The following is a 21,860-nucleotide window of genomic DNA, read 5'->3' on the forward strand; positions in this document are numbered from 1 at the left end:
CCATGACCGTGACCATTAAGCTCGGCCAGCTGGCCGAGTTCCTCGGCGCCACGCTACGTGGCGACCCCGAGAAAGCAATTACCGGGCTAGCCACCTTGCAGGAGGCTGGCCCCGCGCAGTTGAGTTTTCTTGCAAACCCCCAATACCGTAAGTACCTGGCAGGCAGCCAGGCAGCAGCCCTGTTGCTCAAAGCCGCTGACGCCGAAGGTCATTGCGGGGATGTACTGGTGGTGCCGGATCCTTACGCGGCCTACGCACGTGTTTCCCACCTGTTCGATCCAAAGCCCAAGGCCATCGCCGGCATACATCCAACGGCGGTGATCGCCGCGGATGCGGTGGTCGATCCCGCGGCGAGTATCGGTGCTTTTGTGGTGATCGAAAGCGGTGCACAGGTTGCAGCCGGTACGACTGTCGGCGCACATTGCTTCATCGGCGCTCGCAGCGTGGTGGGTGAGGGTGGCTGGCTCGCGCCGCGTGTGACCTTGTATCACGACGTTCGCGTCGGCAAGCGCGTCGTCATTCAGTCCGGTGCGGTGCTCGGCGGCGAAGGCTTCGGCTTTGCCAATGAAAAAGGCATCTGGCAGAAAATCGCGCAGATCGGTGGCGTGTTGATCGGCGATGATGTGGAAATCGGTGTGAACACCGCTATTGATCGCGGTGCCTTGGCCGATACCATCATCGGCAATGGCGTGAAACTCGATAACCAGATTCAGATTGCCCACAACGTTCAGGTCGGTGATCACACCGCCATGGCGGCGTGTGTCGGGATCTCCGGCAGCACCAAAATCGGCAAGCATTGCATGCTCGCCGGTGGTGTAGGCCTGGTGGGGCATATCGATATTTGCGATAACGTATTCATCACCGGGATGACCATGGTGACCCACTCGATTACCGAGCCAGGCGCCTATTCTTCCGGTACGGCCATGCAGCCGGCAGCCGAGTGGCGCAAAAGCGCGGCACGCATTCGTCAACTCGATGACATCGCGCGACGTCTGCGCCAGCTGGAAAAGCAAGCAGGGGAAGTGACCCCTGACGGTAATGCTTCATCAGATGGCTGATACCATTTCCATATCAAGTGTGCACAGCCGCTAGACTGCCTCCTTGATTTGCTAGTGGAGCGTGCGTCAGTCGCGCGCTCCCAATCTTTACATAGGCTTCCCCCCGAAATGATGGACATCAACGAGATTCGCGAATACCTGCCTCACCGTTACCCGTTCCTGCTGGTGGACCGGGTAGTGGAGCTGGATGTTGAAGGCAAGCGCATTCGTGCCTACAAGAATGTCAGCATCAACGAACCGTTCTTCAATGGTCACTTCCCTGCGCATCCAATCATGCCGGGCGTATTGATCATCGAGGCTATGGCTCAGGCTGCCGGGATCCTTGGTTTCAAAATGCTCGACGTGAAACCGGCCGACGGCACGCTTTATTACTTCGTCGGCTCCGACAAGTTGCGCTTCCGCCAGCCGGTTCTGCCAGGCGATCAGCTGATCCTTGAAGCCAAGTTCATCAGTTGCAAGCGTCAGATCTGGAAGTTCGAATGCCAGGCTTCGGTCGATGGCAAGCCTGTCTGCTCCGCTGAAATCATCTGTGCGGAACGCAAACTATGAGTTTGATTGACCCTCGTGCAATCATCGATCCGACAGCCGTTCTGGCTGAGGGTGTCGAGGTCGGCCCGTGGTCGATCGTCGGCGCAGGTGTGGAAATAGGCGAGGGGACAGTCATCGGGCCGCACGTGATCCTCAAGGGCCCGACCCGAATCGGTAAGCATAATCGCATCTACCAGTTTTCCTCGGTGGGTGAAGACACCCCTGACCTGAAGTACAAGGGCGAGGAAACCCGCCTGGTGATTGGTGATCACAACGTCATCCGTGAAGGCGTGACGATTCACCGTGGCACCATCCAGGACCGTTCGGAAACGACCCTGGGCGATCACAACCTGATCATGGCGTATGCCCACATCGGCCACGACAGCGTCATCGGCAACCACTGCATCCTGGTGAACAACACCGCACTGGCGGGCCATGTGCACGTGGAAGACTGGGCGATCCTCTCCGGCTTCACCCTGGTTCATCAGTATTGCCACATTGGCGCCCACAGCTTCTCAGGCATGGGTACGGCGATCGGCAAGGATGTTCCTGCGTATGTCACGGTGTTCGGCAACCCGGCCGAAGCCCGCAGCATGAACTTCGAGGGCATGCGCCGTCGGGGCTTCAGCGAAGATGCAATCCACGCACTGCGTCGTGCCTACAAGGTCGTGTACCGCCAGGGCCTGACCGTGGAGCAGGCGCTCGCCGAACTGGCCGAGCCTTCGGCCCAGTATCCGGAAGTGGCGGTGTTCCGTGACTCCATCCAGTCTTCGACTCGTGGCATCACCCGCTGATCATGGCCAATCTGCGTATTGCGCTGGTAGCGGGTGAGGCTTCCGGTGACATTCTGGGTGCGGGGCTCATGCGCGCGCTCAAAGCTCGTCACCCGGCCGTCGAATTCATTGGTGTTGGCGGTCCGCTGATGCAGGCCGAGGGCCTGACCCCGTACTTTCCGATGGAGCGTCTGTCGGTGATGGGGCTGGTGGAAGTCCTGGGCCGCCTGCGCGAGTTGCTGGCGCGGCGCAAAAAACTGGTCGCCGACCTCATCGCCGCGAAGCCGGACGTGTTCATCGGTATCGATGCACCCGACTTCAACCTCAATATCGAACTCAAACTGCGTCAGGCCGGGATCAAGACCGTGCATTACGTCAGTCCGTCGGTCTGGGCCTGGCGGCAGAAGCGCGTGCTGAAGATTCGCCAAGGCTGCGACCTGATGCTCACGCTGTTCCCGTTCGAAGCCAGATTCTACGAAGAGAAAGGTGTGCCGGTGCGGTTCGTCGGGCATACCCTGGCCGATGCCATTCCACTCGAAGCCGATCGCGCTGCTGCACGGGCAGAGCTCGGTTTGCCCGACGGGCCGCTGGTGGCGTTGATGCCCGGCAGCCGGGGCGGTGAAGTTGGCCGGCTCGGTGCGTTGTTTCTCGATACCGCGCAGCGCCTGCGGGCGTTGCGCCCCGGTGTGCGGTTTGTCATGCCATGCGCCAGTCCACAGCGTCGCGCACAACTCGAAGAGCTGTTGGCCGGTCGTGATCTGCCGCTGACCCTGCTCGATGGACAGTCTCATCTGGCCCTGGCAGCGTGCGATGCGGTGTTGATTGCCTCCGGTACAGCAACGCTTGAAGCGTTGCTGTACAAGCGGCCGATGGTGGTCGCCTATCGCCTGGCGCCGCTGACGTTCTGGATTCTCAAGCGCATGGTGAAAAGCCCCTACATTTCGTTGCCGAACTTGTTGGCCCAGCGTCTGCTGGTGCCCGAGTTGTTGCAGGACGATGCCACGGTCGAAGCGCTGGCCCAGACGTTGTCACCATTGATCGAGGGTGGAGAAGAGCAGACCCGCGGTTTTGACGAGATTCACCGGACCCTGCGTCTGGATGCCTCCAACCAGGCTGCGGATGCAGTGCTGAACCTGATCGGCCAAGTGAAATGAGTAAAGCGAACATGCAGATGGGGCTGGATTTTACCCTGGTGGCGGAAGTCGAAGAGTTGGTTGCCGGCGTCGACGAAGTCGGTCGTGGCCCGCTCTGTGGTGCGGTAGTGACGGCGGCGGTGATTCTTGATCCGAATCGCCCGATCCTCGGCCTGAACGACTCGAAGAAGCTCACCGAGGCCCGCCGCGAAAAGCTCTACGACGAAATTTGCGAAAAGGCCTTGAGCTGGTGCATCGCTCGTGCCGAAGTCGAAGAAATCGACGAACTGAATATCCTGCACGCCACCATGCTGGCCATGCAGCGTGCAGTGGCGGGGCTGCACATTCAACCGAAGCTGGCGATGATCGACGGCAACCGTTGCCCCAAGCTGCCAATGCGTTCCGAGGCGGTGGTTAAAGGTGATAGCAAGGTTCCAGCCATCGCTGCCGCATCGATTCTGGCCAAAGTCAGCCGTGATCGTGAGATGGCCGCATTCGAATTGATCTACCCGGGTTACGGCATCGGCGGGCATAAAGGCTACCCGACACCCGTTCATCTGGAAGCGCTCGGCCGTCTTGGTCCGACGCCGATACACCGACGCTCGTTCGCCCCGGTGCGGCTGGCGTATGAGGCGCGGGAAGGTTTGATCGAGAGTTAGTCGCGAGGCTGATTTTTTTTAGCACGGCCCGGTACAATCCGGGCCTTGTTGTTTTCAAGTTCACAGACAGGATCACTATGCCGGCTTCATTCGTTCACCTACGCCTGCACACTGAATACTCCCTGGTCGACGGTCTGGTGCGGATCAAGCCGCTGGTCAAGACCCTGGTCGGCATGAACATGCCTGCCGTAGCGGTCACCGACCAGAACAACATGTGTTCCCTGGTCAAATTCTATAAAAATGCCATGGGTGCCGGGATCAAGCCGATCTGCGGCGCCGACCTGTGGCTGTCGAACAAGGATCCGGACAACCCGCTGAGCCGGATCAGCCTGCTGGTGATGAACGCCGAAGGCTATCGCAACCTCACCGAACTGATTTCCCGCGGCTTTATCGATGGTCAGCGCAATGGCGCGATCATCATCGAGCGCGAATGGGTCGCTGAAGCCAGCGCAGGCCTGATCATGCTGTCGGCAGCCAAAGAAGGCGAGATCGGCCAGGCCATGCTCAGTGGCAACCCCGCCGAGGCCGAAACCCTGGCCCGCGAATGGATGGCAGTGTTTCCGGACCGTTTTTACCTGGAAATCCAGCGCACCAACCGTCCCAACGATGAAGAACAACTGCACGGTGCCGTGGCCCTGGCCGAGAAGCTCGGCGCGCCGCTGGTGGCGACCAATGACGTGCGCTTCATCAAGCAGGAAGACTTCGCCGCCCACGAAACCCGCGTTTGCATCGGTGAGGGTCGTGCCCTCGACGATCCGCGGCGTTCGAAGAATTACAGCGATCAGCAGTACCTCAAAAGCGCCGAGGAAATGGCCGAGCTGTTCAGCGACATTCCCGAGGCGCTGGAAAACACCGTCGAGATCGCCAAGCGCTGCAACATCGAAGTGAAGCTGGGTACGCACTTCCTGCCCAACTTCCCGATCCCCGATGGCATGACCATCGACGAATACTTCCGCAAGGTCTCGTTCGATGGACTGGAGGAGCGGCTGGCGGTACTGCTGCCCAAAGACACCACTGAAGACTACGAGGCCAAGCGTCAGGTCTATGTCGACCGGCTGAATTTCGAGCTGGATATCATCATCCAGATGGGCTTCCCCGGTTACTTCCTGATCGTGATGGACTTTATCCAGTGGGCCAAGAACAACGGCGTGCCGGTGGGTCCTGGTCGTGGATCGGGTGCCGGATCGCTAGTGGCCTATGTGCAGAAGATCACCGACCTCGACCCGCTGGAATACGACCTGCTGTTCGAACGTTTCCTCAACCCGGAACGGGTATCGATGCCCGACTTCGACGTCGACTTCTGCATGGACGGTCGTGACCGGGTGATCGACTACGTGGCCGAGAAGTACGGCCGCAACGCGGTAAGCCAGATCATCACCTTCGGTTCCATGGCCGCCAAGGCTGTGGTCCGAGACGTGGCGCGGGTGCAGGGCAAGTCCTATGGCCTGGCGGACCGTCTGTCGAAGATGATTCCGTTCGAAGTCGGCATGACCCTGGAAAAGGCCTACGAGCAGGAAGAGATTCTGCGCGACTTCATCAAAGTCGATGAAGAAGCCGCGGAAATCTGGGAAATGGCGCGCAAGCTCGAAGGCGTTGTACGTAACGTCGGCAAGCACGCCGGTGGTGTGGTTATCGCGCCAACCAAACTGACCGACTTCTCGCCGATTTATTGCGACGAGGCCGGTGACGGTCTGGTAACCCAGTTCGACAAGGACGACGTCGAGGCGGCTGGCCTGGTGAAGTTCGACTTCCTCGGCCTGCGGACCTTGACGATCATCGACTGGGCGCTGAAAACCATCAACCGCGACCGTGCCAAGGTCAACGAGCCGCCGCTGGATATCGCGTTCATCCCGCTGGACGACAAGCCGACCTACACCTTGCTGCAAAAAGCCGAAACCACGGCCGTGTTCCAGCTTGAATCCCGGGGCATGAAAGAGCTGATCAAAAAGCTCAAGCCCGACTGCCTGGAAGACTTGATCGCACTGGTGGCGCTGTTCCGTCCGGGCCCGCTGCAATCGGGCATGGTGGACGACTTCATCAACCGCAAGCACGGGCGCGCCGAACTGGCGTACCCGCACTCGGACTACCAGTACGAAGGCCTCAAGCCAGTACTGGCACCGACTTACGGCATCATCCTGTATCAGGAACAGGTGATGCAGATTGCACAAGTCATGGCCGGCTACACCCTCGGTGGTGCGGATATGCTGCGTCGAGCCATGGGTAAGAAAAAGCCCGAGGAAATGGCCAAGCAGCGCGGCGGCTTCATTGAAGGTTGCGCTACCAACAATATCGACGCGGACCTTGCCGGTAACATTTTCGACCTGGTGGAAAAATTCGCCGGTTACGGCTTCAACAAGTCCCACTCAGCCGCCTATGGCCTGGTGTCGTACCAGACCGCGTGGCTGAAGGCGCACTACCCGGCGCCATTCATGGCCGCGGTACTGTCGGCGGATATGCACAACACCGACAAGGTCGTGACCTTGATCGAAGAAGTGCGGACCATGAAGCTGCGTCTCGACGCGCCGGACGTGAACACTTCCGAATTCAAGTTCACGGTGAACGACGAAGGCCGGATCATCTACGGCCTGGGTGCAATCAAGGGCGTGGGCGAGGGCCCGGTCGAGGCGATTACCGAAGCGCGCCAGGCCGGTCCGTTCAAGGATCTGTTCGATTTCTGCGCGCGGGTCGACCTCAAGCGCATCAACAAGCGCACCCTCGACGGTTTGATCCGCAGCGGTGCCCTGGATCGCCTCGGGCCGTATTTCCACGATGAGCAGAAAGCCTACCAGGCCAACATCGACCGCAATCGCGCGGTGCTGCTGACGGCCATGGAAGAAGCGATCAAGGCGGCCGAACAGACCGCACGCACCCAGGACAGCGGTCACTCCGACCTGTTTGGCGGTCTGTTTGTCGAAGAAGACGCCGACGTCTATGCCAATCACCGCAAGGCCAAGGAGCTGACCCTCAAGGAGCGCCTGAAAGGGGAGAAAGATACCCTCGGCCTGTACCTGACCGGTCACCCGATCGACGAATACGAAGGTGAAATCCGCCGCTTCGCCCGTCAGCGCATCATCGACCTGAAACCGGCGCGCGATACCCAGACGGTCGCCGGGATGATCATTGCCTTGCGGGTGATGAAGAACAAAAAGGGCGACAAGATGGGCTTCATCACCCTCGACGACCGCTCCGGGCGGATCGAAGCCTCGCTGTTTTCCGAAGCGTTCCATTCTGCGCAATCACTGTTGCAGACCGACGCGATGGTGGTGGTCGAAGGTGAGGTCAGCAACGACGACTTCTCCGGTGGCCTGAAGTTGCGGGTCAAACGCGTGATGAGCATGGAAGATGCGCGCACCAATCTGGCCGAAAGCCTGCGCCTGAAGCTGCATGCCAAGGATCTGAAGGGCGATCAGCTACGTTGGTTGGGCGATCTGTTGAAGCGTCACCGCGGTGCTTGCCCGATCACCATGGACTACACCAGCCCTGATGCGAAGGCCCTGCTGCAGTTCGGCGAAGGCTGGCGGATCGATCCGGCGGATGCGTTGATTCAAGCCCTGCGTGACCAGTTCGGGCGAGACAACGTCTTCCTCCAATACCGTTGACGGTCAGTGCTGGCAGAATGCTCTGACCTTGACCTGAATTTTTAATCTCGACCTCAGCGCGCCTGTCCCTTAAGGTAGGGCGCGAACAGACTACCGGCCGGCCCAAGATCACTTGGGACTCGACCCAAGACGGACGCCTATGAACCCGAATTTTCTAGATTTCGAACAGCCGATCGCCGACCTGCAAGCCAAGATCGAAGAGTTGCGCTTGGTCGGTAATGACAATTCGCTGAATATCGGCGATGAGATCTCCCGCCTGCAGGACAAGAGCAAAACGCTGACCGAAGACATCTTCGGCAAGCTGACCAGCTGGCAGATCGCACGTCTGGCGCGTCACCCGAAACGTCCGTATACCCTGGACTACATCGAACATATCTTCACCGAATTCGACGAACTGCACGGCGACCGTCACTTCTCCGACGACGCTGCGATCGTTGGCGGTATTGCCCGCCTGGATGACCAGCCGGTGATGATCATCGGTCACCAGAAAGGCCGTGAAGTGCGCGAGAAAGTACGCCGCAACTTCGGCATGCCGCGTCCGGAAGGCTACCGCAAGGCTTGCCGCCTGATGGAAATGGCCGAACGTTTCAAAATGCCGATCCTGACCTTCATCGATACCCCGGGTGCTTACCCAGGCATTGACGCTGAAGAGCGCAACCAGAGCGAAGCGATTGCCTGGAACCTGCGGGTGATGGCGCGCCTGAAAACCCCAATCATCGCCACCGTGATCGGTGAAGGTGGTTCCGGTGGTGCACTGGCGATCGGTGTCTGCGACCAGTTGAACATGCTGCAATACTCGACCTACGCGGTGATCTCGCCGGAAGGTTGTGCTTCGATCCTGTGGAAAACCGCCGAGAAAGCACCGGATGCCGCAGAAGCGATGGGCATCACCGCCGAGCGCCTCAAAGGCCTGGGTATTGTCGACAAGGTGATTGGCGAGCCATTGGGTGGCGCGCACCGTGACCCGGCCGCTGCAGCCGCATCGATCCGCGCGGAACTGAGCTCGCAACTGGCGATGCTGAAGAAGTTCGACAACGACGCGCTGCTGGCCCGTCGCTACGAGCGTCTGATGAGCTACGGTCTCTGATCTGACCAAGACGCTGTACCCATGTGGGAGCGAGCCTGCTCGCGAAAGCGGTATAACAGCCAACGAATGTGTTGAATGTTGAACCGTCTTCGCGAGCAGGCTCGCTCCCACATTTGATTTGTGCAAAGGGAAAGATATGGATCGGCCCGTGATTGATTTGCCTTCCAGGCTTTTGCTGAATCTTGGACCGTGGCGCAATGCTGCAACCTGGCACATCGCCCTCTCCGGCGGCCTGGACTCCACCGTCCTGCTGCACCTCCTTGCACACCTCGCAAAAACCCAATCCCTGCCGGTGCTGAGCGCCATCCATGTTCATCACGGCCTTCAGGCTGTGGCCGATGCATGGCCGGAGCATTGTCGTTCGGTATGCGCTGCGCTGGGCGTCCCGTTGCAGATTGTTCATGTGCAGGTGCATCCCGGCGCCAGTCTGGAGCGGGCGGCCCGGGATGCGCGTTATCACGCGTTCAGCGAATCGATTCGGCCGGGTGAAGTGCTGCTGACAGCCCAGCACCGTGACGATCAGGCGGAAACCTTGCTGTTCCGGCTGCTACGTGGAGCAGGAGTGAGAGGTCTGTCGGGCATGCCACGGCAGCGTCCACTGGGTAAAGGGCATCTGCTGCGGCCTTTGCTCGATGCGACCCGCGCCGAACTGGAAGCCTATGCGACGCAGCATCAACTGCACTGGATTGAAGACCCATCCAATCAGGACCGACAATTCTCGCGCAACTTCCTGCGGCATCAGGTGTTCCCGGTGTTGACCTCGCGCTGGCCACAGGCGATGGCGACCATGGCTCGCAGCGCTGCGCATTTGAGCGAAGCCCAAGGGCTGCTTGAGGAGCTGGCACAGATTGACTTGAACCAGGCGCGCACCGCCAGTGAATTCGATTGGCTGGGGCTGCCGTCGCTGGAACTGGCTTCACTGGAGAAACTCTCCGCCGCGCGTCAACGCAATGCGCTCAGCCACTGGTTCGAACCGCTGACCCGCCTGCCGGACACCGACCATTGGTCGGGTTGGGAGGATTTACGCGACGCCACCGGCGATGCCTGCCCGGTGTGGCGGCTGGCCGATGGCGAACTGCATCGGTCGGGCGGGCGAATCTGGTGGCTGTCCGGCCGCTGGTTGCGCCCTTTGCCCGTCGCCGGCGCGTGGCTGGAGCCGGCGTCACCGCTGGCAATTCCGGGCAACGGCGTGCTTTCGCTCACTGGGCAAATCCCCGATGGTCCGTTGCAGATCCGCTATCGTGAAGGGGGAGAGGTCATGGCTTTGCCGGGTCGTGGTCATCGGGACCTGAAACGTTTGCTCAATGAAAGCGGTGTACCGTCCTTCGTGCGCGGCAGATTGCCGCTGCTCTACAAAGAGGGGCAATTGCTCGCGGTAGCGAACCTCAAGGGGCTCGATGGTGGTGTGACCGGCGACTGGCATTTGCATTGGCAACCACTGAACGAAGATCAAGGTTTGAGCTGAAAGGGGCTTTCCGGTAGACTACGCTCCCTTCTTGATACAACTTCTGTGGATTCGCCTGAATTGCAGGAGTTGCCGATTACCGAGCAGTCTTTGCTGGGCGATTCCAAAAAATGTGTAGCGAGCAACGAACCGGTGTTTCATTTTCCGGTCTGTCCCAACGCGGCGGTTTTTTTGAAAGGTGCACTGTGATTAATGCAGGTGATCGGGGGCTTCGGCCTTCCTTCGCTTTCCCCGGCGGCTCGGACCGCTTTAACGCAGACTTCTAGGGTTTTTCATGACGCGCTACATATTCGTCACGGGCGGTGTTGTTTCTTCATTGGGGAAAGGCATTGCATCGGCATCATTGGCGGCCATCCTGGAGGCGCGGGGACTTAAGGTCACCATGCTGAAGTTGGACCCGTACATCAACGTCGACCCGGGCACCATGAGCCCGTTCCAGCACGGTGAAGTGTTCGTCACTCACGACGGTGCCGAGACCGACCTGGACCTGGGCCACTACGAGCGGTTCATCCGCACGACCATGACCCAGAACAACAACTTCACCACCGGCCGTGTCTACGAACACGTCCTGCGCAAAGAGCGCCGTGGTGACTACCTGGGTGCAACCATCCAGGTGATCCCGCACATCACCGACGAAATCAAGCGCCGCATCATCAAGGGTGCTGGCGATGCCGACGTGGCAATGGTCGAGATCGGTGGCACCGTGGGTGACATCGAGTCGCAACCGTTCCTCGAGGCGATCCGCCAACTGCGTTTCGAAGTCGGCGCCAAGCGCGCGATGCTGATGCACCTGACTCTGGTGCCGTACATCGCCACTGCCGGCGAAACCAAAACCAAGCCAACCCAGCACTCGGTGAAGGAACTGCGTTCCATCGGCCTGCAGCCGGACGTGCTGGTCTGCCGCTCGGATCACCCGATCGACATCTCGTCGCGCCGCAAGATCGCGCAGTTCACCAACGTTGAAGAGCGTGCGGTGATCGGCCTGGAAGACGCTGACACCATCTACAAGATCCCGGGCATCCTGCACTCCCAGGGCCTGGACGATTTCGTTGTCGAGCGTTTCGGCCTGCAATGCGGCGGTGCCGATCTGTCCGAGTGGGAAGCCGTGGTCGACGCCAAGCTCAATCCTGAGCACGAAGTCACCATCGCCATGGTCGGCAAGTACATGGAGCTGCTGGACGCCTACAAGTCGCTGATCGAAGCGATGAGTCATGCCGGCATCAGCAACCGTACCAAGGTCAACCTGCGCTACATCGATTCCGAAGACATCGAGAACCAGGGCACCGCGCTGCTCGAAGGCGTCGACGCCATCCTGGTACCGGGCGGCTTCGGTCTGCGTGGCGTTGAAGGCAAGATCACCGCCGTTCAATACGCTCGCGAAAACAAGGTTCCGTACCTGGGTATCTGCCTGGGCATGCAAGTGGCCGTTATCGAGTTCGCCCGTAACGTGATGGGCTGGAAAGACGCCAACTCCACCGAGTTCGATCGTGCAAGCGGTCACCCGGTCGTGGGTCTGATCACCGAGTGGGAAGATGCCACCGGCGCTGTCGAAACCCGTACCGAAGCCTCCGATCTGGGCGGCACCATGCGCCTTGGCGCGCAGGATTGCCTGCTGGAGCCGGGCTCGCTGGTTCACGGTTGCTACGGCAAGGACGTAATTGTCGAGCGTCATCGTCATCGCTACGAAGTGAACAACAACCTGCTGCCGCAAATCATGGAAGCCGGTTTGAAAATCTCCGGTCGTTCCGGTGATGGCGCACTGGTCGAAGTGGTTGAAGCACCGGATCATCCATGGTTCGTCGCTTGCCAGTTCCACCCTGAGTTCACCTCGACGCCACGCGACGGTCACCCGCTGTTCAGCGGTTTCGTCAAGGCAGCGTTGGCTCAACACCAGAAGAAGGCGTAACCCCGATGGCACAGAAGATCATCCGCGTCGGCGACATCGAGATTGCCAACGACAAACCCATGGTGCTGTTCGGCGGCATGAACGTGCTGGAAAGCCGTGACATGGCCATGCAGGTTTGCGAAGAATATGTGAAGGTCACCGAGAAGCTCGGCATCCCTTACGTGTTCAAGGCCAGTTTCGACAAGGCCAACCGGTCTTCTGTGACCTCCTATCGTGGTCCTGGCCTGGAAGAAGGCATGCGCATCTTCCAGGACATCAAGCAAGCCTTTGGCGTGCCGATCATCACCGACGTCCACGAGCCTGACCAGGCCGCGGTCGTCGCTGAAGTCTGCGACATCATCCAGTTGCCGGCCTTCCTGTCGCGCCAGACCGACCTCGTGGTTGCGATGGCCAAGACAGGTGCGGTGATCAACATCAAGAAAGCCCAGTTCCTCGCCCCCCAGGAAATGAAACACATCCTGAACAAGTGCGTGGAAGCCGGTAACGATCAGTTGATCCTCTGCGAGCGTGGTTCGAGCTTCGGCTACAACAACCTGGTCGTCGATATGCTCGGCTTCGGCATCATGAAGCAGTTCGAATACCCGGTGTTCTTCGACGTGACCCATGCCCTGCAAATGCCGGGCGGTCGCGCTGATTCCGCCGGTGGTCGTCGCGCTCAGGTCCTCGATCTGGCGAAAGCCGGTATGAGCCAGTCCCTGGCCGGCCTTTTCCTGGAAGCCCACCCGGATCCGGACAACGCCAAATGCGATGGTCCTTGCGCCTTGCGTCTGGACAAACTGGAGCCATTCCTGGCCCAGCTCAAAGCTCTGGACGAGCTGGTGAAGAGTTTTCCGACGGTAGAAACCGCGTAATCCTCAATTCTCCGGTAAAGTACCGCACGATTTAACGCCCAGGCCCTCGGGCCTGAGCCTTGTCGTCTGCAAGACTGCCTGCTGCACCTCGCTTGCCGACGACTCAAGATTTCCTACAGCTGCGTCGTTTTCGTCAACTTTGGAGTGTTTACAACAATGGCTAAAATCGTCGACATCAAAGGTCGTGAAGTTCTCGACTCCCGTGGCAATCCCACCGTGGAAGCGGACGTGCTTCTCGACAACGGCATCATCGGCAGTGCCTGCGCGCCGTCCGGTGCTTCCACTGGCTCGCGTGAAGCGCTCGAGCTGCGTGATGGCGACAAGAGCCGTTACCTGGGCAAGGGCGTTCTGAAGGCCGTGGCCAACATCAACGGTCCGATCCGCGACCTGTTGAAGGGCATGGACCCAAGCGACCAGAAAGCGCTCGATCTGGCAATGATCAAGCTCGACGGTACTGAAAACAAAGGTTCCCTGGGCGCCAACGCGATCCTCGCCGTTTCCCTGGCCGCGGCCAAGGCAGCAGCGCAGGACCAGGACCTGCCGCTGTACGCTCACATCGCCAACCTGAACGGCACCCCGGGTGTCTACTCGATGCCGGTTCCGATGATGAACATCATCAACGGCGGCGAGCACGCCGACAACAACGTCGACATCCAGGAGTTCATGGTTCAGCCGGTTGGCGCCAAGTCCTTCTCGGAAGGTCTGCGCATGGGCACCGAGATTTTCCATCACCTCAAAGCCGTGCTGAAGGCCCGTGGCCTGAGCACTGCCGTCGGTGACGAAGGTGGCTTCGCACCGAACCTGGCTTCCAACGAAGACGCTTTGAAAGTGATCTCCGAAGCCGTGGCCAACGCCGGTTACAAGCTGGGCACCGACGTGACCCTGGCCCTGGACTGCGCGGCCAGCGAATTCTACGAAGATGGCAAGTACAACCTGTCCGGCGAAGGTCAGGTGTTCACCGCCGAAGGTTTCGCTGACTACCTCAAAGGCCTGACCGAGCGTTACCCGATCATCTCCATCGAAGATGGCCTGGACGAGTCCGACTGGGCTGGCTGGAAAATCCTTACCGACAAGATCGGCGAGAAGACCCAACTGGTAGGCGACGACCTGTTCGTCACCAACACCAAGATCCTGAAAGAAGGCATCGACAAAAAGATCGCCAACTCGATCCTGATCAAGTTCAACCAGATCGGCACCCTGACCGAAACCCTGGAAGCCATCCAGATGGCCAAGGCTGCCGGTTACACTGCCGTGATCTCGCACCGCTCCGGCGAAACCGAAGATTCGACCATTGCCGACCTGGCCGTGGGCACTTCGGCTGGCCAGATCAAGACCGGCTCCCTGTGCCGTTCCGACCGCGTTTCCAAGTACAACCAACTGCTGCGTATCGAAGAGCAGTTGAACGGCAAAGCCAAGTACAACGGCCGTGGTGAATTCCGCGGTTAATCGTTAGCTGAAAAAAAAGGCAGCGGATTGTGTCGGAAAAATCGCTACAACGACGTTTTTGCCACTAATCTGATGTCTTGTAAGCACAAGCCTGGTTCTTCCAGGCTTCGTGCTATCAGCAGTTTCAAGTTTGGTATGGCTGTCTTTTTTCACTGGATACCTGATATTCGATGCGCAGTCCCAATTGGTTGTTTCTCGTCTTGCTCCTGCTGCTGGCTGGCCTGCAATACCGCCTGTGGGTGGGAAATGGCAGCCTGGCGCAAGTGGCCGACCTGACTCAGCAGATCGCGGATCAGCAGGCCGAGAACCAGACATTGCTGGAGCGCAACCGGGTGATGGACGCTGAAGTCAGCGAGCTGAAAAAGGGCATGGAGACCGTTGAAGAACGGGCTCGCCATGAGTTGGGCATGGTCAAGGACGGTGAAACCCTTTACCAGCTGGCCCAATGATCAAGTCGTTACCGGCCTTCTGGGCCGTGATTCCTGCCGCGGGCGTCGGTGCCCGTATGGCCGCGGACCGTCCCAAGCAATACTTGCAACTGGGCGGGCGCACTATTCTCGAACACAGCCTCGGCTGTTTCCTTGGTCATCCAGGCCTGAAAGGCTTGGTGGTCAGTCTTGCTGTTGACGATCCTTATTGGCCGAACCTGGCGTGTGCCAGTGATCCGCGGATTGCCCGGGTCGAGGGCGGTTCCGAACGTTCAGGGTCGGTGCTCAATGCGTTGCTGCATTTGCACGCACTGGGTGCTGATGATGAGGATTGGGTTCTGGTTCACGATGCCGCACGGCCGAACCTCGGTCGTGACGACCTGGACAAGCTGCTGGCTGAACTGGCTGACGATCCTGTCGGCGGACTGCTGGCGGTCCCGGCGCGGGATACGCTTAAGCGCGTCGACAAGCACGGTCGTGTGGCCGAAACCGTGGATCGCAGCGTGATCTGGCAGGCCTACACACCGCAGATGTTCCGCCTTGGGGCGTTGCATCGGGCATTGGCGGACAGTCTGGTGGCTGATGCGGTGATCACCGATGAAGCGTCGGCGATGGAGTGGGCGGGGCTGGCGCCACGCTTGATTGAAGGGCGAGCTGACAACCTCAAGGTCACTCGGCCGGAGGATCTGGAATGGTTGCGCCAACGCTGGGCCAATCGTCGCTGAGTTCCTTGTTTACCTTTCTACCGCCATCGCGAGCAGGCTCGCTCCCACAGGGTTCAATGGAGTTCAGGACATTTTGTGGTCGCTCCCCAGACCACTGTGGGAGCGAGCCTGCTCGCGAAGACGGCAGTTCAGTCAATCATTTTGTAGCTGAATTGCCCTGGCCAATCTAACTCTGATACTCCGGCCGTTCGGCCAACCCTTCCTTCAAATAATCAACCAGCTTGCGCACCTTTGGCGACAAATGCCGTTGCTGCGGATACAACGCCCAAACGGCTGTATTCGGCGGTTGGTGCGCTTCCAGCAACGAAATCAACGCGCCGCTCTTCAAGTGCTCCAGCACGTAATAGTCCGGCAACTGACACAGTCCTACGCCCTGTAGCGCGGCATCCAGTACTGCTTGCCCACTGTTGCAGCGCCAGTTTCCTTGCACCCTTTGCGAAAATTCCCGCCCGTTCTGTTCCAGTTGCCAGAGGTCCGAGCTGCCGATGAGGCAGTTGTGGCGGCTCAGTTCCGAAAGGCTGTGCGGGCGACCGTAGCGTTCAAGGTAGGACGGCGATGCACAGAGAAACATGCGCCGTGGCGCGAGGCGGGTGGCGACCAGTCGTGAATCCTGCAAACGCCCCAGGCGGATCGCCAGATCGAGGCCTTCATGTACCAGGTCGAGTTGCCGGTTGGTCAGTTCGATATCAATCCGCAGTTGCGGATACAGCCCCATGAAACGGGTCACCAGCGGCACGATGAAGCGCTCACCGTAAGCCACGGCGCACGTCATGCGCAGCATGCCTTTGGGTTCGCTGGTCAAGTCGCCGACCGCGCGCAACGCCTCTTCACGTCCATCCTGCAAGCGCTGGCAGTGTTGAAGGAAGGTTTGCCCTGCCTCGGTCAGCGTGACCCGGCGGGTGCTGCGGTAGAGCAAACGGGTTTGCAGGCGTTCTTCGAGGCGTACAATTTGTCGACTGATGTGAGAGGAGGAAACCCCGAGGCGTTCCGCGGCAGCGGTGAACTGGCTGCATTCGGCCACAGCGACAAATTCGTCGATTCCTTCCCAGCGGTTTTCGGACATGGATGATTATCCCTGTGCAGCAATAATGTTTTGCTTTTGTCCGGATTATTCACTGTAAGGCGCTGTATTACACTCCCTGTCTCGTTTTCTTCACTGGAGAGTCACCATGATCAAGTCGCGCGCCGCCGTTGCCTTCGAGGCCAAGAAGCCCCTCGAAATCGTTGAAGTCGATGTCGCCATGCCCAAGGCTGGCGAAGTATTGCTGCGCGTGGTGGCCTCCGGTGTCTGCCATACCGATGCCTACACCTTGTCCGGCGCCGACCCGGAAGGCATCTTCCCGTCGATCCTTGGTCATGAAGGCGGGGCAATCGTGGAAGCCATCGGCGAGGGCGTGACGTCCGTTGCAGTCGGCGACCATGTGATCCCGCTGTACACCCCGGAATGCCGAAAGTGCAAATTCTGCCTGTCGGGTAAAACCAACCTGTGCCAGGCAATTCGCGCAACTCAAGGCAAAGGCCTGATGCCGGACGGCACTTCGCGCTTTTCCTACAAGGGCGAAACGATTTTCCACTACATGGGTACTTCCACGTTCTCCGAGTACACCGTCCTGCCGGAAATCTCCGTAGCGAAAATTGCCAAGGAAGCGCCACTGGAAAAAGTCTGCCTGCTGGGTTGCGGTGTCACTACCGGTATCGGTGCAGTGCTCAACACCGCCAAAGTGAAACCGGGTGATACCGTGGCCATTTTCGGCCTCGGTGGCATCGGTCTGTCGGCGGTCATCGGCGCGGTCAAAGCCAAGGCTGCCCGTATCATTGCCATCGACATCAATCCAGCCAAATTCGAAATTGCCAAACAGCTGGGTGCAACCGATTGCGTGAACCCGAAAGACTTCGATCGTCCGATCCAGGAAGTCATCGTCGACATGACCGATGGCGGCGTCGACTTCTCCTTCGAGTGCATCGGCAACGTGCAGTTGATGCGTGCGGCGCTTGAGTGCTGCCACAAGGGTTGGGGCGAGTCGGTGATCATTGGTGTGGCCGGTGCCGGACAGGAAATTTCAACCCGTCCGTTCCAGTTGGTCACCGGCCGCGTCTGGCGTGGTTCGGCGTTCGGCGGCGTGCGCGGCCGTACCGAGTTGCCGAGCTATGTGGAAATGGCCGAGACCGGTGAAATCCCGCTGGATACCTTCATCACCCACACCATGGGCCTGGAAGATATCAACAAGGCGTTTGACCTGATGCATGAAGGCAAAAGCATCCGTAGCGTCATCCATTTCTGAGGTCGGTCATGAGCCTGGAAAATATCTCCTGTCAGAAAAGCTTCGGCGGCTGGCACAAGCGCTACCGGCACCGCTCCGACGTGCTCGGCTGCGACATGGTGTTTGCCGTGTACCTGCCGCCGCAAGCGGAGCAGGGCGGCAAGCTGCCGGTGCTGTACTGGTTGTCCGGCCTGACCTGCACCGACGAGAACTTCATGCAAAAGGCTGGCGCCATGCGCATGGCCGCCGAGTTGGGGCTGATCATCGTTGCACCGGATACCAGCCCTCGCGGTCCTGATGTGCCGGGCGATCCGGATGGTGCCTGGGACTTCGGCCTCGGCGCCGGGTTTTATCTGAATGCCACCCAGGAACCGTGGTCGCGCCACTATCGGATGCATGACTATGTCGTGCAGGAATTGCCGACATTGGTTGAAGCCCATTTCCCGGCGTCGGACAAGCGCGGCATCAGCGGCCACTCCATGGGTGGTCATGGTGCGCTGGTTTGCGCATTGCGCAATCCGGGGCGTTATCTGTCGGTGTCGGCGTTCTCGCCGATCAACAATCCCGTGGATTGTCCATGGGGGCAAAAGGCCTTTTCCCGCTACCTGGGAGAGGACCGTTCGAAGTGGCGCGAGTGGGATGCCTGTGCTTTGATCGCCGAGGCCGATGAGAAGCTGCCGCTGTTGGTCGATCAGGGGGATCGTGATGATTTTCTGGCCGCCCAGCTCAAGCCTGAAGCGCTGCAACAGGCGGCAAAATTGGCCGATCATCCGCTGACGTTGCGCCTGCAACCGGGCTACGACCACAGCTATTTCTTCATTGCCAGTTTCATCGACGACCACTTGCAGCATCACGGACGCGCCCTAGGCCTTTAATGCAGGTAGAATCACGCCCTGACAAAAATCGGGGCGTTTTTTTATGCGTATTGGCCACGGCTATGATGTGCACCGTTTCGCTGAAGGCGATTTCATCACTCTGGGCGGTGTGCGCATTGCACACAGTTTTGGGTTGCTCGCTCACTCTGACGGTGACGTCCTCTTGCACGCCTTGAGCGATGCCTTGCTCGGCGCCGCGGCGCTGGGAGACATCGGCAAGCATTTCCCTGATACCGACCCGCAGTTCAAGGGCGCCGACAGCCGTGCGCTGTTGCGTCATGTCGTCGCACTGGTCCATGCCAAAGGCTGGAAAGTCGGCAACGTCGATAACACCATTGTCGCCCAGGCGCCGAAAATGGCCCCGCATATCGAATCGATGCGCGCGCTGATTGCCGCGGATCTTCAAGTAGAGTTGGATCAAGTGAACGTAAAAGCTACCACCACCGAAAAGCTCGGCTTCGTCGGTCGCGAAGAAGGTATTGCCGTGCACTCCGTTGCCTTGTTGCTGCGCGCATGAACGAACTGCAATTGCTCGGCCCGCGGGCTTACGGTGAGGCCCTCGGCACGGCGGTACTGAAAGCGATCGCGGAAGATTTCCAGGTCGACGAAGTCCTTGATATTCCCCTGACTGGCGATGGTGAACACCTGTGGATCTGGGTCGAGAAACGTGGCCTGAATACCGAGGAAGCGGCGCGCCGGATCGCCAAGGCAGCGGGTGTACCCTTGCGTACCGTCAGCTACGCCGGGCTCAAGGATCGTCAGGCACTGACCCGTCAGTGGTTCAGCGTGCAGCTGCCGGGCAAGGCTGATCCGGACCTGTCGGCGGCAGAAAACGACACACTGAAGATCCTCAAGACCAGCCGGCACAAGCGCAAGCTGCAACGCGGGGCCCACTCGGCCAACGGTTTCACCTTACGCCTGACGCAGTTTGCCGGCGACAAGGCTGCCATCGAAGAGCGCCTGCAACTGATCGCCAAGCAAGGCATCCCCAATTATTTCGGTGCCCAGCGTTTTGGCCATGACGGCGGCAACGTCGTCGATGCCCGCGCCTGGGCCGCGCGCAAGGCTTTGCCGGAACAGCGCAACGTACGCTCGCGGCTGCTCTCCACGGCACGCAGTTTTCTGTTCAACCAGGTGTTGGCCGCACGTGTCGCCGATGGCACCTGGCAGCGTGCCCAGGTGGGCGATCTGCTGGCGTTCACCGACAGCCGCAGCTTTTTCCCGGCAGGCGAAGCCGAGTGCAGTGACCCGCGCCTGGCGATTCTCGATCTGCACCCGACCGGTCCGCAGTGGGGCGAAGGTGACTCGCCGGCCACGGGCGTTGTCCATGAACTGGAGCAGGCCATCGCCGCACGCGAAGCGGATTTGCGTGACTGGTTGATCAACGCCGGTATGAGCCACGAACGTCGCATCCTGCGGCTGCCCATTGGCGGGTTGACGTGGCATTATCCCGAGCCTGACATTCTGCAACTGGAATTCGTCCTGCCGGCCGGATGCTTCGCCACCGTATTGGTGCGCGAGCTTGTCGATCTGGTGCCGGTGGGGCAGACGGACAGCCCATGCGTATTCTGATTTCTAACGACGATGGGGTAACCGCACCCGGACTCGCCGCGCTTTATGCTGCGCTGGCGGATTACACCGAATGCGTGGTTATCGCCCCGGACCAGGACAAGAGCGGCGCCAGCAGTTCGCTGACGCTCGACCGTCCGTTGCACCCGCAAACCCTGGCCAACGGCTTTATCAGCGTGAACGGCACGCCAACCGACTGCGTGCACCTGGGCCTCAACGGCCTGCTGGAGCGCGAAGCGGACATGGTGGTTTCCGGTATCAATCTGGGCGCAAACCTGGGGGACGATGTCCTGTATTCCGGTACGGTGGCGGCGGCCCTCGAGGGGCGTTTCCTGAAGCACCCATCGTTTGCCTTTTCACTGGTCTCACGCCAGGTGGATAACCTTCCCACAGCTGCCTATTTCGCGCGCAAACTGGTCGAAGCCCACGCTGACCTGGATCTGCCTGCGCGCACGGTACTGAACGTGAACATTCCCAATTTGCCGCTGGACCGTATCCGCGGTATTCAGTTGACCCGTCTGGGCCATCGCGCCCGAGCCGCGGCACCAATGAAAGTGGTGGATCCGCGGGGCAAATCCGGTTACTGGATCGCGGCGGCCGGTGATGCCGAAGACGGTGGCCCGGGTACCGATTTCCATGCGGTGATGCAGGGGTATGTTTCGATCACGCCATTGCAACTGGATCGCACGTTCAATGATGCCTTCACAAGTCTGGACGGTTGGCTGGAGGGGCTGCGCTGATGAGTCGCGAACAAGACGATATGCTGCGTCGCGGCATCGGCATGACTTCCCAGCGTACCCGTGAGCGACTCATCCAGCGCCTGTACGAGGAAGGCATTTCCAACGCCAGAGTGCTGGAGGTCATTCGCCGGACCCCGCGCCACCTGTTCGTCGACGAAGCGCTGGCGCACCGTGCCTATGAAGACACGGCGCTGCCGATTGGCAATAACCAGACCATCTCCCAGCCTTATATGGTGGCGCGCATGAGCGAGCTGCTGTTGGAAGCCGGTCCTCTGGACAAGGTGCTGGAGATCGGTACCGGGTCGGGTTATCAGACGGCGGTACTGTCGCAACTGGTCGAGCGTGTGTTCTCGGTCGAGCGCATCAAGGTTTTGCAGGATCGGGCAAAGGAACGCCTGGTCGAACTGAACCTGCGCAACGTGGTGTTCCGCTGGGGCGATGGCTGGGAGGGGTGGCCGGCTCTGGCGCCATACAACGGGATTATCGTCACCGCAGTGGCGACCGATGTGCCTCAGGCACTGCTTGATCAGTTGGCACCGGGAGGGCGCATGGTGATCCCGGTCGGTTCCGGTGAAGTCCAGCAGTTGATGCTCATCATCCGCGAGGAACAGGGTTTTTCCAGGCATGTTCTGGGGGCTGTGCGCTTCGTGCCATTGCTCAATGGGCCACTGGCCTGAGCATTTGTTTCGGCACGCTGAATTCTCTTCGATTGGCTTTGTCTTACAGCGGCATCGTTGGGTTAAACGGGATTCATCGT

20 protein-coding genes are annotated in these 21,860 nt (G+C 59.7%); 19 read left to right on the forward strand and 1 reads right to left on the reverse strand.

The window, feature by feature from the left end; translation table 11 throughout:
- Positions 1–2: 2 nt before the first annotated feature.
- The 13 genes from lpxD to ispD all read left to right on the forward strand — a co-directional run bounded on the left by lpxD (position 3) and on the right by ispD (position 15,658).
- Positions 3–1,058 carry a UDP-3-O-(3-hydroxymyristoyl)glucosamine N-acyltransferase gene (gene lpxD, locus ACEN8E_RS05290; RefSeq protein WP_495591722.1) on the forward strand — a complete coding sequence of 352 codons (1,056 nt, stop codon included), beginning with the start codon at positions 3–5 and terminating at the stop codon, positions 1,056–1,058.
- Between the two features lie 108 nt (positions 1,059–1,166).
- On the forward strand, positions 1,167–1,607 hold the full coding sequence (gene fabZ / locus ACEN8E_RS05295) for a 3-hydroxyacyl-ACP dehydratase FabZ (protein ID WP_007978374.1): 441 nt from the start codon (positions 1,167–1,169) through the stop codon (positions 1,605–1,607).
- Positions 1,604–2,380: an acyl-ACP--UDP-N-acetylglucosamine O-acyltransferase gene (gene lpxA / locus ACEN8E_RS05300; RefSeq protein ID WP_008019545.1), complete on the forward strand. Its 777-nt coding sequence runs from the start codon at positions 1,604–1,606 to the stop codon at positions 2,378–2,380. The genes fabZ and lpxA overlap by 4 nt, the downstream gene beginning before the upstream one ends.
- 2 nt (positions 2,381–2,382) lie before the next feature.
- Positions 2,383–3,513 (forward strand): lipid-A-disaccharide synthase, encoded by a 1,131-nt coding sequence (lpxB, locus tag ACEN8E_RS05305; RefSeq protein ID WP_495591723.1) that lies wholly within the window; start codon positions 2,383–2,385, stop codon positions 3,511–3,513.
- A gap of 11 nt (positions 3,514–3,524) precedes the next feature.
- Positions 3,525–4,151 carry a ribonuclease HII gene (rnhB, locus tag ACEN8E_RS05310; protein ID WP_495593275.1) on the forward strand — a complete coding sequence of 209 codons (627 nt, stop codon included), beginning with the start codon at positions 3,525–3,527 and terminating at the stop codon, positions 4,149–4,151.
- 77 nt (positions 4,152–4,228) lie between these two features.
- Entirely contained in the window at positions 4,229–7,750 is a 3,522-nt protein-coding gene (gene dnaE / locus ACEN8E_RS05315) for a DNA polymerase III subunit alpha (protein ID WP_495591724.1), read from the forward strand.
- A gap of 139 nt (positions 7,751–7,889) precedes the next feature.
- The gene (locus ACEN8E_RS05320; protein ID WP_007990250.1) at positions 7,890–8,837 is read left to right on the forward strand and encodes an acetyl-CoA carboxylase carboxyltransferase subunit alpha; all 948 of its coding nucleotides are present in this window, start codon (positions 7,890–7,892) and stop codon (positions 8,835–8,837) included.
- A 136-nt stretch (positions 8,838–8,973) separates the two neighbouring features.
- Complete coding sequence (gene tilS, locus ACEN8E_RS05325; protein WP_495591725.1) at positions 8,974–10,302, forward strand: tRNA lysidine(34) synthetase TilS; 1,329 nt, start codon at positions 8,974–8,976, stop codon at positions 10,300–10,302.
- Between the two features lie 274 nt (positions 10,303–10,576).
- The gene (gene pyrG, locus ACEN8E_RS05330; RefSeq protein ID WP_093214930.1) at positions 10,577–12,208 is read left to right on the forward strand and encodes a CTP synthase; all 1,632 of its coding nucleotides are present in this window, start codon (positions 10,577–10,579) and stop codon (positions 12,206–12,208) included.
- 5 nt (positions 12,209–12,213) lie between these two features.
- A complete protein-coding gene (gene kdsA, locus ACEN8E_RS05335; protein WP_150718434.1) occupies positions 12,214–13,059 on the forward strand; it encodes a 3-deoxy-8-phosphooctulonate synthase in 846 nt (281 codons plus the stop codon).
- Positions 13,060–13,215: 156 nt separating this feature from the next.
- Positions 13,216–14,505: a phosphopyruvate hydratase gene (eno, locus tag ACEN8E_RS05340; RefSeq protein WP_008019783.1), complete on the forward strand. Its 1,290-nt coding sequence runs from the start codon at positions 13,216–13,218 to the stop codon at positions 14,503–14,505.
- A 170-nt stretch (positions 14,506–14,675) separates the two neighbouring features.
- The gene (gene ftsB / locus ACEN8E_RS05345; RefSeq protein WP_008019784.1) at positions 14,676–14,954 is read left to right on the forward strand and encodes a cell division protein FtsB; all 279 of its coding nucleotides are present in this window, start codon (positions 14,676–14,678) and stop codon (positions 14,952–14,954) included.
- Positions 14,951–15,658: a 2-C-methyl-D-erythritol 4-phosphate cytidylyltransferase gene (gene ispD / locus ACEN8E_RS05350; RefSeq protein WP_495591726.1), complete on the forward strand. Its 708-nt coding sequence runs from the start codon at positions 14,951–14,953 to the stop codon at positions 15,656–15,658. Before ftsB ends, ispD begins: the two co-directional genes overlap by 4 nt.
- Positions 15,659–15,824: 166 nt before the next feature.
- Here the strand turns inward: ispD and ACEN8E_RS05355 are convergent, their stop codons facing one another.
- Positions 15,825–16,721 carry a LysR family transcriptional regulator gene (locus ACEN8E_RS05355; protein WP_495591727.1) on the reverse strand — a complete coding sequence of 299 codons (897 nt, stop codon included), beginning with the start codon at positions 16,719–16,721 and terminating at the stop codon, positions 15,825–15,827.
- A gap of 106 nt (positions 16,722–16,827) precedes the next feature.
- Between ACEN8E_RS05355 and ACEN8E_RS05360 the strand changes: the two genes are divergently transcribed.
- From ACEN8E_RS05360 to ACEN8E_RS05385, 6 genes are read left to right on the forward strand one after another with little or no spacing between them, the layout of a single operon-like run.
- Positions 16,828–17,940, forward strand: a complete 1,113-nt coding sequence (locus ACEN8E_RS05360) for an S-(hydroxymethyl)glutathione dehydrogenase/class III alcohol dehydrogenase (protein ID WP_008019788.1) — start codon at positions 16,828–16,830, stop codon at positions 17,938–17,940.
- Positions 17,941–17,948: 8 nt separating this feature from the next.
- The gene (fghA, locus tag ACEN8E_RS05365; RefSeq protein ID WP_495591728.1) at positions 17,949–18,794 is read left to right on the forward strand and encodes an S-formylglutathione hydrolase; all 846 of its coding nucleotides are present in this window, start codon (positions 17,949–17,951) and stop codon (positions 18,792–18,794) included.
- A gap of 43 nt (positions 18,795–18,837) precedes the next feature.
- Positions 18,838–19,311 carry a 2-C-methyl-D-erythritol 2,4-cyclodiphosphate synthase gene (ispF, locus tag ACEN8E_RS05370; protein WP_007970721.1) on the forward strand — a complete coding sequence of 158 codons (474 nt, stop codon included), beginning with the start codon at positions 18,838–18,840 and terminating at the stop codon, positions 19,309–19,311.
- Positions 19,308–20,366: a tRNA pseudouridine(13) synthase TruD gene (truD, locus tag ACEN8E_RS05375; RefSeq protein ID WP_495591729.1), complete on the forward strand. Its 1,059-nt coding sequence runs from the start codon at positions 19,308–19,310 to the stop codon at positions 20,364–20,366. Before ispF ends, truD begins: the two co-directional genes overlap by 4 nt.
- Positions 20,354–21,103, forward strand: coding sequence for a 5'/3'-nucleotidase SurE (surE, locus tag ACEN8E_RS05380; protein WP_495591730.1), 750 nt, complete (start codon positions 20,354–20,356; stop codon positions 21,101–21,103). Before truD ends, surE begins: the two co-directional genes overlap by 13 nt.
- Before the next feature lie 41 nt (positions 21,104–21,144).
- Positions 21,145–21,780 (forward strand): protein-L-isoaspartate(D-aspartate) O-methyltransferase, encoded by a 636-nt coding sequence (locus tag ACEN8E_RS05385; protein ID WP_177323574.1) that lies wholly within the window; start codon positions 21,145–21,147, stop codon positions 21,778–21,780.
- Positions 21,781–21,860: the final 80 nt, after the last annotated feature.

The organism is Pseudomonas sp. Pseusp9 (assembly GCF_059491265.1).

Coding starts and splice junctions, on each gene's coding strand:
- lpxD (WP_495591722.1), top strand. CDS start 3: ATGACCGTGACCATTAAGCTCGGCCAGCTGGCCGAGTTCCTCGGCGCC.
- fabZ (WP_007978374.1), top strand. CDS start 1,167: ATGATGGACATCAACGAGATTCGCGAATACCTGCCTCACCGTTACCCG.
- lpxA (WP_008019545.1), top strand. CDS start 1,604: ATGAGTTTGATTGACCCTCGTGCAATCATCGATCCGACAGCCGTTCTG.
- lpxB (WP_495591723.1), top strand. CDS start 2,383: ATGGCCAATCTGCGTATTGCGCTGGTAGCGGGTGAGGCTTCCGGTGAC.
- rnhB (WP_495593275.1), top strand. CDS start 3,525: ATGCAGATGGGGCTGGATTTTACCCTGGTGGCGGAAGTCGAAGAGTTG.
- dnaE (WP_495591724.1), top strand. CDS start 4,229: ATGCCGGCTTCATTCGTTCACCTACGCCTGCACACTGAATACTCCCTG.
- ACEN8E_RS05320 (WP_007990250.1), top strand. CDS start 7,890: ATGAACCCGAATTTTCTAGATTTCGAACAGCCGATCGCCGACCTGCAA.
- tilS (WP_495591725.1), top strand. CDS start 8,974: ATGGATCGGCCCGTGATTGATTTGCCTTCCAGGCTTTTGCTGAATCTT.
- pyrG (WP_093214930.1), top strand. CDS start 10,577: ATGACGCGCTACATATTCGTCACGGGCGGTGTTGTTTCTTCATTGGGG.
- kdsA (WP_150718434.1), top strand. CDS start 12,214: ATGGCACAGAAGATCATCCGCGTCGGCGACATCGAGATTGCCAACGAC.
- eno (WP_008019783.1), top strand. CDS start 13,216: ATGGCTAAAATCGTCGACATCAAAGGTCGTGAAGTTCTCGACTCCCGT.
- ftsB (WP_008019784.1), top strand. CDS start 14,676: ATGCGCAGTCCCAATTGGTTGTTTCTCGTCTTGCTCCTGCTGCTGGCT.
- ispD (WP_495591726.1), top strand. CDS start 14,951: ATGATCAAGTCGTTACCGGCCTTCTGGGCCGTGATTCCTGCCGCGGGC.
- ACEN8E_RS05355 (WP_495591727.1), bottom strand. CDS start 16,721: ATGTCCGAAAACCGCTGGGAAGGAATCGACGAATTTGTCGCTGTGGCC.
- ACEN8E_RS05360 (WP_008019788.1), top strand. CDS start 16,828: ATGATCAAGTCGCGCGCCGCCGTTGCCTTCGAGGCCAAGAAGCCCCTC.
- fghA (WP_495591728.1), top strand. CDS start 17,949: ATGAGCCTGGAAAATATCTCCTGTCAGAAAAGCTTCGGCGGCTGGCAC.
- ispF (WP_007970721.1), top strand. CDS start 18,838: ATGCGTATTGGCCACGGCTATGATGTGCACCGTTTCGCTGAAGGCGAT.
- truD (WP_495591729.1), top strand. CDS start 19,308: ATGAACGAACTGCAATTGCTCGGCCCGCGGGCTTACGGTGAGGCCCTC.
- surE (WP_495591730.1), top strand. CDS start 20,354: ATGCGTATTCTGATTTCTAACGACGATGGGGTAACCGCACCCGGACTC.
- ACEN8E_RS05385 (WP_177323574.1), top strand. CDS start 21,145: ATGACTTCCCAGCGTACCCGTGAGCGACTCATCCAGCGCCTGTACGAG.